The sequence below is a fragment of the Bacillus cereus group sp. N12 genome (assembly GCF_016483575.1).
In the GTDB taxonomy this organism is placed as follows: Bacteria; Bacillota; Bacilli; order Bacillales; family Bacillaceae_G; genus Bacillus_A; species Bacillus_A toyonensis.
Genome location: NZ_JAEHBO010000032.1, coordinates 37,507 through 52,264 on the forward strand (window position 1 = coordinate 37,507; position 14,758 = coordinate 52,264).

Here is a 14,758-nt window from a genome sequence, read left to right on the forward strand (position 1 = left end):
ATTTTAAAATTGAAAAAGTGAATTTATATTTTTTGATTTGATGTTATAATGATTTTGTATTTGTGAATAATTTATAATTATATGAAAGTTAAGTCTAATGGGTGTTTGCTTATATGCCGAATAAATGGATGTGTAAAAAGGGTATAAGTTACCTCATGAAAATGTAGAGTTATATTGATTTGTAGAAAGCAGGAATGTAAATGATATATGAAGCGAATATACATACTAGAAGAAAATTAGTTTCCATGTTCGAAGATTTTAATAATGTTATATTACTTTCTTATTTACAAGGACATATGGGAAGAGCCTGGGTAAACGATCTAGAAAATCCGACAGTAGCACAAGTTACAGTAGGGATTTTCACATTTTATACTGGAGATCCAAATGTGAAAGAAACAGAAGAGTTATTACGTAATATTCCTGAAAAAATGTTAGTAATCGTAAATAGTGAAGAATGGAAAAAGCGTTTAGAAATATTTTATGAAAGAAAAATAGATAAGTTTTTACGCTATAAATTCAAACGTAATTCGGAAGTTTTTGACCGTTCAAAATTACAATCTTTTATGTCAACACTTCCAAAAGGATATGAGTTAAGAAGAATAGATGTGCATATTGCAAATGATTCTACACTACATAAGCTTTCTGAAGACTTTACAAGTCAATTTCAATCGGTAGAAGATTATTTAAATCGAGGTATAGGTTATAGCATTTTGTATAACGGAGAAGTTATATGTGGTGCATCCTCGTATAGTATTTACGATAAGGGGATAGAAATTGAAGTTGCGACGGATCTGAACCATAGAAGAAAAGGTTTGGCGACCGTAGTGAGTGCAGCGTTAATATTGGATTGTTTAGAAAAGGGGAAATACCCAAACTGGGATGCAGCGAATACGACATCTGCCAAACTAGCAGAAAAGCTAGGATATGTTTTTGATAAGGCGTATGATACTTATTTTGTGGATAATAGATGAATGATCAGAGATTGTAAGAGTTGTACAAAATAAAGAATTTAGAAAGGGAAAGACAAATGACTGGAATGTTTCGATAGCATTGTTAAAAACTCCTATGGAAATATTAGGGAATAAAATGATTATTTCAATAATAAGGTGATTTTATAATCTATTGAGTACAAAAACCGGCTTTTTTAGCTGGTTTTTATTTTTTATAAAGGGGACAATAGTCGTGATGTTCTGTTTTGTGGATAGTATTAAGTTGGCAGATGGTTCTTATTAAATGTATTCTTTGTTAGATAGAATAAAAGACTCTTGAAAAATTAATTTTGGAACACCTATTAGCTCTATCATAAAAAAGTCGAGAAATTCTATTTTATATAGGTAGATATCAGTATAGGCTCTATATATTAATTTATGTATTTTTAACTATCAAGAGGAATTGAAGCTTTTACTATGCAATTGATAAAAGTGACTATGATACAAACCCACGCATTAATAGAAAAAGTACATATACAGTAAAGAGAGTTAAAAAACTCTAAATTTTATTATAAAGGAGATTATAAAATATGAGTGAACAATGTCCAATTAATGTACCATGTCAGGTAGTAGGACAAACCCAAACACCATTAAGTGATGCACCTGCAACGCCAATTACTACTCCGGGAGCACCAATTGTAAAAATACCGGTTGTATTAGCAGAAAGAACAATTCAAATTGTTGTAGAATCTGATATTTCATTAGATCCTCCAGCGGTTGAAATTAAACGTATCTTAAAAAATGCATTTTTAACACAATGTAAGTTAGTTCCTGTAGCATTCGAACCAGTACCAGGTACACCTTACCGTCGAGTTACAAGAGCAAAGTTATTTGTACAAGGATATATTCGTAAAAATATTGAATATGCAAATGACGAGTGTAATGGAGTGCTATATGACCGCATTGCTAATGTTCCATTTTCTGGTTTTGCTGATTTAACAGCTGGTGATTTTCTATCACTAGCTATAGTGGCTGCTTCCTCAGATACTACTTCTCACTTTATTAATCCTAAAAATGGTGATCTACCACGTTTAGACAAATACTTCTTCGAAAATACAGTTTTTTATAATGAACAACCGTATTGCGAATTAGTCAGCGCTCAATTTTTTGAATTAGACTTTTCACCTTGTCCAACAGACCTAAACGAACCATTTGATACTCTTCGTGAAAAAATTGTACTAGATCTTACTTTAAAAGTTTTACAAGTACAACAAGTACAAGTATAAAACTAAAAAAGCATTGTCTTTGATAAAAAGACAATGTCTTTTTTATTATTATAAAACATATATAATGATGAAATGGTCGCGTACAAAAAACATATTTTTATGAATTTCATTAGACGGGGGGATGGTGATGAAAAATCCATGGGTTGGTCAGGAAATATGGAACAAAGTTTATAAAGGGAAAAAGCTGAATGTTCAAGATGATGCACGCGAAATAAGAAAAAAGGAAAAAATTGAAGAAACAGAATCAGAGAAAGAAGATAAAGCAATTGAATTAGAGAAAGAAAATAAAGAAACAGAATCAAAAAAGGGAGATAAAGCGATTGAATTAGAGAAAGAAAATAAAGAAACAGAATCAAAAAAGGGAGATAAAGCGATTGAATTAGAGAAAAAAAATAAAGAAACTGAGTCGAAAAAAGAAGAAACAATTGAATTAGAGAAAGAAAGTAAAGAAACTGAGTCGGAAAAAGAAGAAGAAACAATTGAATCAGAGAAAGAAAGTAAAGAAACTGAGTCGAAAAAAGAAGAAGAAACAATTGAATCAGAGAAAGAAAGTAAAAAAACAAAGTCGAAAAAAGAAGAAGAAACAATTGAATCAGAGAAAGAAAGTAAAAAAACAAAGTCAAAAAAAGAAGAAGCAGTTAAATCCGAGAAAAAGAGTAAAGAAACAGAGTCACAGAAAAAACGTCAAGATTCAGAATCAAAAATAGAGACCTTAGTACGTTCAAAAGTAGTAAAAACCCCATTTTCTATTATTTCAGATGTGACTAGTTTTATAAAATTCCCTAATATGAATGTGAAAAATCAAGAAGTATTTGTATTTCGGAATCAAAAAGATGAAAGGGGTCGTGAATTGGATACTAAGTTATTAACTACAGTGCAACATTATCAAGGAGAAGTTAATTGTAATTTAGTTTCTTCAAACCTTTATGAAAAGAGAGTGCTTTTAGAACTTTCTAATCAAAAAATAAAAAGTAATATGGAAGAGAATTGGGTAGGAACATCTTCGTGGATTCCTATACACGGAATAATTTTAGATAAGGAAGATGAAGGAGGAGTAAATAATTATATACCTGCGAAATTCCCAATAGAAATAGGGAAGTATAAAGGTGAAATTAATTTACGAGAAAAAGTGGTATTTAAAGAAAAAGTTATAGAAATAAAAGAGGTGTCACAGGAAATTATTTTAACAAAAAAAGAGTTTTTATTACCAAAAATAATAAGGAAAGGAAATAATCCATCTAAAATTGAAAAAGGGAGCTTACTCGTAGAAGGTTATATTTTTCAATGTATTGAATTTATATCGGAACGAAGTACACCGCATGATAACGCGTATCAGTTAATACAAAACCTTGTATTGGAATTAACTGTGCAATTGTTACAAGAACAGGAAGTTTGGGTGCGGATTAGATAATTAATCATTTCTACATCAATTAGTTAAAAATTTCTTCAGGAAAATGTATTAGAGAAACTTAAAAATAATGCTAGCAAGTTTGTAAATGAGCTTGCTAATAAGCGTTTGGGAAAGATATGAAATACAATTGATGGATCGCTTTAAAAAACTAATTCTTTTAATAGATGAAATGGATAAATCTTTGTTAAAATATGAGGTGTAACACAAAGTGTATCCACCCCCATTATAGAAAACTTACAATTTAAACAGTAATACATGTTTATCATAATGTTTTAAACACCAATTATATTTTTTTAGAATAATTGGATGGACAACTTCTTTCGTAGTATCGACCTCAGTATAGCCATATTTCTTATAAAAGTTTTCTAGTTCCTCAAAAGGAAGACAATACACATTTTGTACGTGTAATTTTTTCGCAGTTTCTACTAAAAATGAAACAAGTTCCCCAGCTAATTGTAGACCTCTAAATTTAGGGAGAATAAAAATCCCACCCATTTCTATAGTATTATCATCTATTTTGACTAGTCGTCCAACACCTGCGTACTCATTGTTGTATGTAATGATTGCAACTTTATCTCGCTTTAAATCGCTCCGTACAAATCCTATTGATTCGTATTGATTATTAATCCATTCTAGATCATTATATGTAGCCAGTTGAATACTCATATGCATCCTCCTTCAGAAAACTTTTACTATTTCCATTATACATAATATATTTTCAGGAAAAAGTGGTTAAAATGGCATGATTTTTATTAACAGTTCAAGTTTTGAAGAATAGTGCATACAATATAAAGTGTTTTCCTTTCTTCATTTAAGTTTTACGTATATAATTTAAAAGTACTATTTTTATTTTATTATTTTATATTTATAACAGAATAGAGGTTTAAAAATGGGTGTTAAAATCATTACGGATAGTGCGGCGGATTTACCGGTAGAATTGCTGCAAGCATATGATATTGATTTAATTCCACTCCGTGTATATGATGAAGCAGAAACAGAGTATTTAGATGGAGTTACATTAGAGTCAGTTACATTATTGCAAAAAATGAGAGAAGGCGCTGTTTATAGAACATCATTGCCTTCACTTGAAACTTTCCAAGAAAAATTTGTTTCTTATGCAAAAGAAGGTAACCCTTGTATATATTTAGCTTTTTCATCTGAACTGTCTGGTACATATCAATCTTCAATTGTCATTAAAGAGGAAGTAAAAGAAACATATGCAGATTTAGATTTGGAGATTATTGATACGAAATGTGCTTCGCTTGGTCAAGGGCTTGTCGTTTTAGAAGCTGCTAAAATGGCGAAAGACGGCGCATCAAAAGAAGATATTTTAAAACGTGTCGCTTTTTTAATGAACCATATGGAACATATCTTCACTGTGGCTGACTTACAGTACCTTGTTAGAGGTGGACGTTTAAGTAAAGTAGCAGGTTTTATCGGCGGTTTATTAAACATTAAGCCGATCTTAAATGTTGAAGAAGGAAAACTTGTACCACTTGAAAAGGTAAGAGGAAAAAAGAAAGTACTTGGCCGAATTGTAGATATTATGGAAAAGCGCGGGAAAGAACTTAAAGGTCAAACAATCGCAATGACTCATGGCGACGACTTAGAAACAGCTGAAGCGTTAAAAGCATTAATTACGGAAAGATTCGGCTGTGAAGTATTTATCGTAAATACAATTGGTGCAGCAATTGGAGCACATACAGGACCTGGCGTTATAACATTATTTTTCTTAAATGAAGTAGAGTAAAGGATTGATCTTTTGATCAATCCTTTTTTATTTTTAATCTGTGATAATTGGGCGATATGGTATTGGTGAAGTGATACTTATATCAATCATCGTGTAAAGAAATAATAAAGTCGGTTAAAAAATGCTAGTCATGCTATTCAACAATCGAGCTATATAACGATACGATTTCTTGTCAAAATTAAAAATATTTGAAATAATTGTTATTAAGTTAAAAGAGGGCGATTACAGAAAAAGGTGATACGACTTTCTCTTACTTAAGAATTGTGGAATATTTAAAAAATCCGATTAAGTATATTCCGAAAGGGTGTGTGTAATATATTATCAACTAATGTTTTTACTTATAAATCTAAGGATGGAAAAACAGTAATAATTAGAGAAGCTAAAGAACAGGATGCAGAAAGAATGCTAAATGCTGCTTCAAAAGCTTTAATAAATGCTCCATACATGCTAAGTACGGTTGAGGGTGTAAAAAAGATGAGTGTTGATGCTATTCAAAAAACGTTAAAAGCTTATCATGAAAATCCAAATTATGTACAGTTTATTGCTGAAGTTGATGGTAAGTTAGTCGGTGCAATCGATTTTAAGAACGGAAACAAAGAAAAAATTAGTCATCAAGGGGCTTTTGCGATGACCATACTACCTGAATATCGAAATTATGGTATTGGAAGAGCCCTTCTAGAAACGTTAATCAATTGGGCTAAAAATAACAGTAAGATTGAAAAAGTTTGTCTTGAGGTAATGGAAGATAATCTAGGTGCAATCCAGTTATATAAGAATCTAGGATTTTTTGAAGAGGGTAGAAAAGCAAAGGGTGTAAAATTGGATGACGGCTATCAAAATTTAATATTAATGGCTTTATTCGTTTAAAATTGAACATTATTCAACAATAGGCGCTATTGTTGAATAAAAATTAGATTTTCAAACGACTTTATTGTTATATTTTTAAGTACAGTGAAGTATCTTATATCGAAAATTATACAACTATATTTTAACCCCGTCCTAAATTTAGAACGGGGTTATGCTTGTTTTAGGTTTAAAAGTAAATAACTTTATTGTCTTTTTTACGCATCGTATCATTCATGTGTTTATGCTATTTGTGATTGAGTGGTGAAAGAAACGAATATAAATCTAGTCCTGCTCATCGAAAAAACGAAATATTTAAAGATATTAAAAAATTGTAGTTTCATATATAATTGGGTAGGGAGAAATATCTGTAATTATTTGTAAACATAGGAGGCGGCTATAAAAATGCATGAAATTGCTAGGTGGGATTTAGATCGATTATATTCGTGTGAAGATATTATATTTCCGATATTAGAGTTGAAAGAACAATATATAGTGACAAAGGATGTGGAAATCCTTTCAAAACTTATACAGGCTATTGAAAAGGCAGAATACTATTTGTATTGCCGATCGGCTGAAGAAAGTGTTTCATCTGACAATACTATATTGACTGTGAAAGTAAAGGAACTAAAAAGTGAAGTACAGCAAGTAATACAACAAAGTGAGGTGGAAATTTCTGATAATATTAATACTAGGTTCATAAAAGATGAACTTAATGCGTGGGAAAATATGTACATACAATTAAGAAATAAGATAGAAATAGAGCACAATAATAAACAATTATCATTTGGTCAAGCAAATCATATTGCAATGAATAGTGATAATGAAAAGGAAAGATTAGAAGTATTTGTGCTACTAATAAATGCATTACATAAGGAAAAAGAAGTCTTTGCTACTGTATTAAATCAAATAGGGAGATTGCGTAATACAAAGAGTAATGAAAAAGAAGATAGAGAGATTTTAACACAATCTCTTCATGTGAATGGTATTTCTGAAACTGTATTATTACAAATGTGGAATGCGACAGAAGAAAATCTTGATAAATTAGTTAGTGCTTTAAACATGTATAAAATAGGGAAAGATTCCATTACATGGCATGAACTTATGACAATAAAGGAAAATAATGAGGCTATTATTCCTTTTTCACTAGCAGTACAAAACATATATGATGCATTAAAAGCTATTGATGAAGAATTAGCAGAATTTGCACGTAATGCGATAGAAAGTGGATGGGTAGATGGTGAACCGAGAGAGAATAAACCACCAGGTGGGTTTTGCGCTCCTTTTTTCAGTGAGAAAGAATCCCGTATTTCAATGCGTTATGACGGAAGTATCGATAGTGTAAGGATACTTGTCCACGAACTAGGACATGCTTGGCATTTTTATAATATGAGTTTTGAACAAACTACTTCTTTCTTAGATGATTATTTGCCAATGAGTACGGCTGAATCCGCGTCTATTTTCTTTGAAACAGTACTCATAAACTATTTAATTGAAACAACAAAGTGTATAGATATGAAAAAGTCATTACTTAGCTGGAAAATAAGAAATACTTTTAATTATGTTATGGCCATTCGAGCATCATTTCAATTTGAGAAGAATTTTTATGAAAAATGTAAAGAAGGTCCCATAAGTGCTGACGAAATTGAGAAGTTATCTATATTGGCACAAGAAGAAGTATATGGACATGCTTTAAGTGAATATCAGCCGTTCGTGTGGATGAAATATATTCAATTTTATATTGCGGATGTTCCTTTTTACAATTATCCGTACACATTTGGATATTTAGCAAGTTTTAGTTTAGTAGAAATAGCGAAGCAAAACTCAAGTACATTCCATTTAAAGTATAAAGAATTTCTACGAGAAACAGGAAAAGCTCCAGTAGAAGAGCTGATGAAAAAACATTTTCAAATAGATATAACAAGCTATGAATTTTGGGATAAAGCTTTTATACAAATTTCTAAAGATATTGATGAATATTTGCAGCTTATGTAAGGAGAGGATGACATGTTTCAAGCACTAATTTTCGATATGGACGGAACGTTATTTCAAACAGATAAAATTTTAGAAGTATCGCTAGATGATACTTTTAATCATTTACGGTCACTACAATTATGGGATGCAGTAACGCCAATTGATAAGTATCGTGAAATTATGGGTGTGCCGTTACCGAAAGTTTGGGAGACGTTATTACCAGACCATTCTATTGAAGCGAGAGAACAAACAGACGCATATTTTTTGGAAAGATTAATTGAAAACATAAAGAGCGGAAAAGGTGCTTTATATCCAAATGTAAAAGAAGTATTTATGCACATAAAAGAAAATAATTGTTCAATATACATTGCTAGTAATGGCTTAAAAGAATACTTACAAGCAATCGTATCTTATTATGCTTTGGATCAGTGGGTTACTGAAACATGTAGTATTGAACAAATACAATCGCTAAATAAAAGTGACTTAGTCAAAAATATTTTGAACAAATATGATATAAAAGAAGCAGCCGTAGTTGGAGACCGACTATCTGATATAAATGCAGCGAAAGATAACGGTTTAATTGCGATTGGATGCAATTTTGATTTTGCACAAGAAGATGAACTGGCTCGTGCGGATATAGTAATTGATGATTTAATGGAGTTGAAGGGGATATTGTCTGAAGTGCAGAATACGCATGCTACGAATTGAATAAGGTAACAACCATAAAAATGCTCAGAATAAATGATTCTTGAGCATTTTTATATATTTTTATATTAAGGGAGGGAATTTACTTGAAAGATATACATATTCAACAAATAGAAAATTTAATGAAATATGAAATTAGTCATCTCGTTCAGGACAGTAAGGAAGGAGGTTTTAACTTCCTAATAAAATTAATAAATGAATATGAAAACAAAATAAATGTATTTAATAAAACTGGAGAATGTTTATATGGTATTTTTCAAGGGGAAAAGTTAATTGGAATAGGAGGGCTAAATGAGGATCCATATACAGAAAATAATAAGATTGGTAGGGTAAGGAGATTTTATATTGCAAAAGAATACCGAAGGAAAGGATTAGGAAGGTTACTGTTAGTGCGAATTTTAAGTGATGCTAAAAAATATTTTAATATCGTTGTCTAAAATACAGATACGGAACAGGGTGACAAATTTTATACTTCGGGTGGATTTGTGAAAGGGAAAAAATATGTAGGAGCGAGCCATTATTTGAACTTATATAAAAGGATGTAGTGAATTATTATTTATCCACTCTGACAGAACTTTTGTTCTATTTTTATGTGGATTGATGATATAATTTATTTGAATCTATTATTAGAATGGGGAATTGGATGATGGGAGAAAATAAAATTATTCATGATTTCAATGAATATTCAATTTGGTTAAATACATTGAAAGGTATGAAAGAAGAATTGTGGGTGGCACCAATATCAGAGGGGAAATGGACTATTGGTGAGATTGTATCTCATATTATGAATTGGGATGAATGTCTTTTAAGTAAGGTCTTACCATCAGTGAGAGAAGGACAGGGAGTGGAGTTCCCTGACTTTAATACATATAATAAAATAGCATCTAGTTATGCCAAATCAGGTATATCTAAGATGAAACTTCTTGAAGAAGCAAAAACAAAAAGAGAGTTACTCGTAAAAGAAATTAGATTATTGCCTGCTGGAAATCTAAAGAAACCTGTAACTGCCAATGGAGTATCACATTGTCCTCATACTGGAACGCCGTATTCTCTTATATATATTATTAAAGAATTTGTAGATCATGATAACCATCATAAAAGACAGGTTATGCATTTTTTAAATGAAAATCAAGTTGTTAACCGATAAAGAAAGATCCCGCAAATGATATTTGTGGGATCTTTCTTAAATTATAATGTAACATTCATTTGTTTCAATAATCTATTTGGATCACCTTTCACATAATAAAAATGCGGATTATTCTCATCATCATATAGCATAATATAAGGTTTTTCATTTTGTGGGAGCAGTATAAGTACTTCGTCTATTGTAGTATGTAACCATTGATTGGCAATAGAAACAGGTTTAGATAAAGGGATTTTTATCATATGTCCATCTTTCGGAACGACATTTAAGTTTTTAAATGGTCCAGTTATTGCTTTAGCGTATTGAACAGCTTCTTTTTCGATTGCTGGATCTAAAGATTGTTTTTGAATGACCATTTCTTTTTTGCAATCAAACACTTCAATTTGTTGATTTGTATTTGCGAGCACATTTGTTGATAATAGGAAGAAAAGAAGAGAAATGACCCCGATTTTTTTTTTCATAATACAACACCTCATCTTTACTATACCCTCAAAAGGTTTAAATATTTTTCTGTCACATACATGTAACAAAGAAGTTGTATGATACAATTGGTTTTTGTTTAAAAGCAATGGAGGATAAATTATGAAAGTATTGATTGCAGATGATGAACAAGATATGTTGAAAATTTTAAAAGCTTATTTTGAAAAAGAAGGTTTCGAAGTTTTATTAGCAAAAGATGGAGAGGAAGCACTTCAAATTTTTTATGATGAGAAAATAGATTTAGCTATTTTAGATTGGATGATGCCGAAACATAGTGGTATTACAGTCTGTCAGGAAATAAAAAAGAATTCAAGTGTAAGAGTGTTAATGCTTACGGCGAAAAGTGAAAGTGAAGATGAATTAGCAGCGCTTCAAAGCGGGGCAGATGAATATGTGAAAAAACCATTTCATCCAGGAGTACTAATTACCCGAGCGAAAAAGCTTGTACAACAGGATGATGTAATTCAAGTGCAAGATGTAAAGATAAATTTCGCCAAAAATAAAGTATATAAAAATGATATAGAATTAGATATTACAAAAACAGAACTAGAATTAATAAAGTGCTTTTTAAATCATAAAGGAATGATTTTAACGCGTAAAAAATTGTTAGATATCGTATGGGGATTTGACTATTTTGGAGAAGAGAGAACGGTTGATACACATGTGAGGAGATTGCGTAAAAAAATCGGAGAGAATATTATAAAGACGCATCGTGGTTTAGGTTATAGTCTGGAGGAACAAAGTGAATAAACTTGGAAAAAAGCTATTTTTCAGCATTTCTTTAACGGTTATTCTTATTTTTATGATCTCTTTATTATTAATTAATTATCTTTTACCGAAATATAATATTTATAAAACACGTGAAAACTTAAATAAATTTACAATGCAAATACAAAATACATCAGTAAAAGATTTAGAAGATGTTGTCCATACAATTGAAAATGAAAGTAATGTTTCAATTGTGTATACGCCAATCAACCAGTCAATAGTTGATATGAACGAAGCACTACACACAAAACTTATGAGAAAGAAGGTAACATTAAATAAACTGTGGATTACGAAAGACGAAGTCATAAAAGTGAAAACGGAAGGGCAATCGAATAAACTATATGATCAAGGAAAGGTAAAAGCAAGCTTTTTTGCTAAGTATATTGCGAAAGATGATACGATAATTTTAATTGGGACTTCTATTGCAAATTCAAATGAAATTATTAATACGTTAAATACATTTTACTTATACATTTTGTGTCTCTCACTCCTTCTCATTATTTTACTTGTGTGGATACTTTCAAAAACAATCACGACACCATTGAAAGAATTAAGTGATGTTGCAGAAGAAATTTCACGTTTGAAGTTTAAAAGAACGAAAGTGAAAACGAACGATGAAATAGGAGACTTAGCCAAAAGTATCAATATTATGAGTGATAAATTGCATGAAGCACATCAAGATTTAACAGATCGTAATGAACATTTAAAACAATTTATGGGTGATATCACTCATGAATTAAAAACACCTATAGCATTAGTAAAAGCATATTCTATGGGAATAAAAGATGGGTTAGATGATGGTACGTACGTAGATACAATTATTAAACAAACTGATCAAATTTCAAATCTAGTTGAAGAGTTATTACGATTTTCTAAACTAGAAAGAGATATATTACAAAAAGAAGAATTCCCTATTGAGCCACTAGTCCAAAGTATAATAGATAAACATAAGATTGAACTGGAATCGAAAGAAATCAATTTGCAAGTGAACAATACTGTTGGTGATACAATCATTTATGCCGATTTAAATAAAATGGGAATGGTGTTTCAAAATTTAATTTCTAATGCGATTAAATATACAACGAATCAAAATGTAAAAATTTATTTAGAAAATAGAAACGATGGTATATATTTTCAAATTCAAAATGGTATTCATGCTGAACAAATTAAAGATATCGATAAAATTTGGGAACCATTTTATGTATTAGAATCTTCTCGTAGTAAAGAAAAATCAGGTACAGGATTAGGACTAGCGATAGTAAAAAGTATTTTAGAAAGACATGGTTTTGAATATGGAGTCTCTACTATAGATGGAGAGATACAATTTGATATTTATATGAAGAAGGGCTAATTAAAAACTAAAAAAACATCGTCTATTTTCAATAGGAGACGATGCTTTTTTATGATTATAAGACAGTATTAAGTGGAACTATATAATTTTGAAAGCTCGTAGGGAGAATGTTCTACAAATTTCTCAAGTTATTGTATAAAATATAAACTGAATTTTCAGTAATTTTGTTGTATAGTAAGAAGAGAAGTATTGGGGAGGGAAGGGCATGGAGAAAAAGAAAATTGCAATTACACTATCAGCTATTTTATCTTTATCAATTACATCAGGAGTTTCTACTATGACTGCGTATGCAGAAAATAAGGAAACAAACACTAGAAATGAAAATGGCGTTAAGTTAAATGGAAAAGTTTCAGAAGCATTACATTCGAACACGAAAATTGAATTAGAAAATGGGATGACAAAACCTATTTACTCACTTGATGAAGCGATTATTGAAAATTTGTTTGTAGAAACAGAAGTTGATAGTGATCGCGATGGTAAAAAGGATCGTGTATCAGTAAAGGTTATGCGTCCAAAAACTGATCCGAATGTGAAAGTTCCTGTTATTTATGAAATGAGTCCATATCGAGCTGGATTAAAAGATGTTCCTGTATATAATGTAGATGAAGAATTGTATGCGTATGAAGGAAAACCGTATGGAGCGGTTAATCTTGGTTCGTACGGAAACTATTACGTGCCAAGAGGTTATGCAGTTATTTTAGGAGAAAGTATCGGTACTGGAAAATCAGATGGCTGTCCTACGACTGGAGACGAACAGGAAATACTCGGGACGAAGTCTGTCATCGATTGGGTAAATGGGCGTGCGAAAGCATATACAGAAGATGGAAAAGAAGTAAATGCAAATTGGTCTACTGGAAATGTAGGTATGACAGGGGTTTCTTATAATGGTACGTTACCAAATGCTGTTGCGACGACTGGCGTTGAAGGGTTAAAAACAATTATTCCAATCGCAGCGATTAGTAGTTGGTATGATTATTATCGTGCAAATGGCGCAGTCATTGCACCAGGTGGGTATCAAGGGGAAGATACAGATAATATGGCAGAAGCAGTACTAACAAGGGAAAACCCTGAAGTTTGCGGACAAGTTATAAAAGAGCTCACTGATGGACAAGACCGGAAAACTGGTAATTATAATGATTTTTGGGATAAACGTAACTATGTGAAAGATGCTAAAAATGTAAAAGCGAGCGTATTTGTCGTTCACGGTTTAAACGATTGGAACGTAAAAACGAAGCAGTTCGCGCAATGGTGGGATGCGCTTGGAGAAAATGATGTACCTCGTAAAATGTGGTTACATCAAGGTGGACACGGCGGAACATCAAGTAATAACTGGCAGCAAACACAAAATAAATGGTTAGATTATTGGTTGTACGGAATTGAAAATGGAATTATGGATGAACCAATGGTTGATGTACAACGAGAAAATAAAACATGGGAAAGGTTAAAAAATTGGCCAGATCCAGCGGCTGTGCCGTCAAAAATCCGAATGTATTTAAGTAATAAAGCAGTCAATTTGCCATTAAGTATGGGATCTGCTAATAAGGTTTTCTCATTCGTAGATGATGCAAAAATGAAATCAAACCAATTAGTAGCAAACCCGGAATTAGAAGTAGCAAATCGATTAGTGTATACAATGCCGGTGTTGCAAAAAGATATACGAATAAGCGGTACACCGCAAGTTTCATTCAAAGGAAATATTGACCGTTCTGTAGCAAATTTAACAGCTTTACTTGTTGATTACGGTGGAGCAAAGCCTGAAATCGTTACGAGAGGTTGGATGGACCCGCAAAACTTAAATAGTATAAAAAATTCAACAGCGCTTCAACCTGGAAAAGATTATACATTTACATGGGACATGCAGCCAGATGATTATGTATTTAAAGCAGGACATCAAATTGGGATCGTTTTAATTGCTAGTGACTATGATTATACAATTAGACCGAAAGCGGGTACGAAGCTTACAGTAAAATTAAGCGAAGTAATATTACCGATTGTGAAATAAATGATTTTTAATGAAGAGCTTACTATATAGTAAGCTCTTTCAGAGTGTTGGGAAACCCTTTAGGGTTCCCAACATTCTGCAATCCTTTTTAATTTTAGTAAATGAAAACAATATA

General features: G+C 31.4%; 13 protein-coding genes and 1 pseudogene. 12 read left to right on the top strand and 2 right to left on the bottom strand.

Translation table 11 applies throughout. From position 1 onward, the window contains the following. Positions 1–200: 200 nt before the first annotated feature. The 3 genes from JDS92_RS16095 to JDS92_RS16105 all read left to right on the top strand — a co-directional run bounded on the left by JDS92_RS16095 (position 201) and on the right by JDS92_RS16105 (position 3,626). Positions 201–971, top strand: coding sequence for a GNAT family N-acetyltransferase (locus tag JDS92_RS16095; protein ID WP_098711981.1), 771 nt, complete (start codon positions 201–203; stop codon positions 969–971). 548 nt (positions 972–1,519) lie between these two features. After that, positions 1,520–2,215 carry a CsxC family protein gene (locus JDS92_RS16100; RefSeq protein WP_001294998.1) on the top strand — a complete coding sequence of 232 codons (696 nt, stop codon included), beginning with the start codon at positions 1,520–1,522 and terminating at the stop codon, positions 2,213–2,215. Between the two features lie 127 nt (positions 2,216–2,342). Continuing rightward, a complete protein-coding gene (locus tag JDS92_RS16105; RefSeq protein ID WP_199632145.1) occupies positions 2,343–3,626 on the top strand; it encodes a BC_2427 family protein in 1,284 nt (427 codons plus the stop codon). Positions 3,627–3,860: 234 nt separating this feature from the next. Here the strand turns inward: JDS92_RS16105 and JDS92_RS16110 are convergent, their stop codons facing one another. Beyond that, positions 3,861–4,292: a GNAT family N-acetyltransferase gene (locus JDS92_RS16110; protein ID WP_087969921.1), complete on the bottom strand. Its 432-nt coding sequence runs from the start codon at positions 4,290–4,292 to the stop codon at positions 3,861–3,863. Between the two features lie 223 nt (positions 4,293–4,515). On the opposite strand from JDS92_RS16110, the gene JDS92_RS16115 reads away from it, so the two are divergent. The 6 genes and pseudogenes from JDS92_RS16115 (at position 4,516) to JDS92_RS16140 (ending at position 10,045) form a co-directional block, all read left to right on the top strand. Then, positions 4,516–5,376 (top strand): DegV family protein, encoded by an 861-nt coding sequence (locus tag JDS92_RS16115; protein WP_097957346.1) that lies wholly within the window; start codon positions 4,516–4,518, stop codon positions 5,374–5,376. A gap of 306 nt (positions 5,377–5,682) precedes the next feature. Then, the gene (locus tag JDS92_RS16120) at positions 5,683–6,243 is read left to right on the top strand and encodes a GNAT family N-acetyltransferase (RefSeq protein ID WP_015000610.1); all 561 of its coding nucleotides are present in this window, start codon (positions 5,683–5,685) and stop codon (positions 6,241–6,243) included. 381 nt (positions 6,244–6,624) lie between these two features. Further along, entirely contained in the window at positions 6,625–8,214 is a 1,590-nt protein-coding gene (locus tag JDS92_RS16125; RefSeq protein WP_098711357.1) for a M3 family metallopeptidase, read from the top strand. 12 nt (positions 8,215–8,226) lie between these two features. Further along, a complete protein-coding gene (locus JDS92_RS16130) occupies positions 8,227–8,901 on the top strand; it encodes an HAD family hydrolase (RefSeq protein ID WP_098711356.1) in 675 nt (224 codons plus the stop codon). 83 nt (positions 8,902–8,984) lie between these two features. Further along, positions 8,985–9,443, top strand: a pseudogene (locus JDS92_RS16135) (GNAT family N-acetyltransferase). Positions 9,444–9,544: 101 nt separating this feature from the next. After that, a complete protein-coding gene (locus JDS92_RS16140) occupies positions 9,545–10,045 on the top strand; it encodes a DinB family protein (protein WP_098711355.1) in 501 nt (166 codons plus the stop codon). A gap of 41 nt (positions 10,046–10,086) precedes the next feature. Here JDS92_RS16140 and JDS92_RS16145 read toward each other — a convergent pair whose 3' ends face one another. Continuing rightward, positions 10,087–10,503 (bottom strand): hypothetical protein, encoded by a 417-nt coding sequence (locus JDS92_RS16145; protein WP_087969918.1) that lies wholly within the window; start codon positions 10,501–10,503, stop codon positions 10,087–10,089. A gap of 121 nt (positions 10,504–10,624) precedes the next feature. Here JDS92_RS16145 and JDS92_RS16150 point away from each other — a divergent pair, with 121 nt between their 5' ends. The 3 genes from JDS92_RS16150 to JDS92_RS16160 all read left to right on the top strand — a co-directional run bounded on the left by JDS92_RS16150 (position 10,625) and on the right by JDS92_RS16160 (position 14,643). Further along, entirely contained in the window at positions 10,625–11,272 is a 648-nt protein-coding gene (locus JDS92_RS16150) for a response regulator transcription factor (RefSeq protein WP_000865955.1), read from the top strand. After that, the gene (locus JDS92_RS16155) at positions 11,265–12,641 is read left to right on the top strand and encodes a sensor histidine kinase (RefSeq protein ID WP_199632146.1); all 1,377 of its coding nucleotides are present in this window, start codon (positions 11,265–11,267) and stop codon (positions 12,639–12,641) included. Before JDS92_RS16150 ends, JDS92_RS16155 begins: the two co-directional genes overlap by 8 nt. Before the next feature lie 205 nt (positions 12,642–12,846). After that, on the top strand, positions 12,847–14,643 hold the full coding sequence (locus JDS92_RS16160; RefSeq protein ID WP_098711354.1) for a Xaa-Pro dipeptidyl-peptidase: 1,797 nt from the start codon (positions 12,847–12,849) through the stop codon (positions 14,641–14,643). Positions 14,644–14,758 lie beyond the last annotated feature (115 nt).

Bases quoted from the DNA above. Each gene is read 5' to 3' on its own strand.
- JDS92_RS16095 (WP_098711981.1), top strand. From the start codon at position 201: ATGATATATGAAGCGAATATACATACTAGAAGAAAATTAGTTTCCATG.
- JDS92_RS16100 (WP_001294998.1), top strand. From the start codon at position 1,520: ATGAGTGAACAATGTCCAATTAATGTACCATGTCAGGTAGTAGGACAA.
- JDS92_RS16105 (WP_199632145.1), top strand. From the start codon at position 2,343: ATGAAAAATCCATGGGTTGGTCAGGAAATATGGAACAAAGTTTATAAA.
- JDS92_RS16110 (WP_087969921.1), bottom strand. From the start codon at position 4,292: ATGAGTATTCAACTGGCTACATATAATGATCTAGAATGGATTAATAAT.
- JDS92_RS16115 (WP_097957346.1), top strand. From the start codon at position 4,516: ATGGGTGTTAAAATCATTACGGATAGTGCGGCGGATTTACCGGTAGAA.
- JDS92_RS16125 (WP_098711357.1), top strand. From the start codon at position 6,625: ATGCATGAAATTGCTAGGTGGGATTTAGATCGATTATATTCGTGTGAA.
- JDS92_RS16130 (WP_098711356.1), top strand. From the start codon at position 8,227: ATGTTTCAAGCACTAATTTTCGATATGGACGGAACGTTATTTCAAACA.
- JDS92_RS16140 (WP_098711355.1), top strand. From the start codon at position 9,545: ATGGGAGAAAATAAAATTATTCATGATTTCAATGAATATTCAATTTGG.
- JDS92_RS16145 (WP_087969918.1), bottom strand. From the start codon at position 10,503: ATGAAAAAAAAAATCGGGGTCATTTCTCTTCTTTTCTTCCTATTATCA.
- JDS92_RS16150 (WP_000865955.1), top strand. From the start codon at position 10,625: ATGAAAGTATTGATTGCAGATGATGAACAAGATATGTTGAAAATTTTA.
- JDS92_RS16160 (WP_098711354.1), top strand. From the start codon at position 12,847: ATGGAGAAAAAGAAAATTGCAATTACACTATCAGCTATTTTATCTTTA.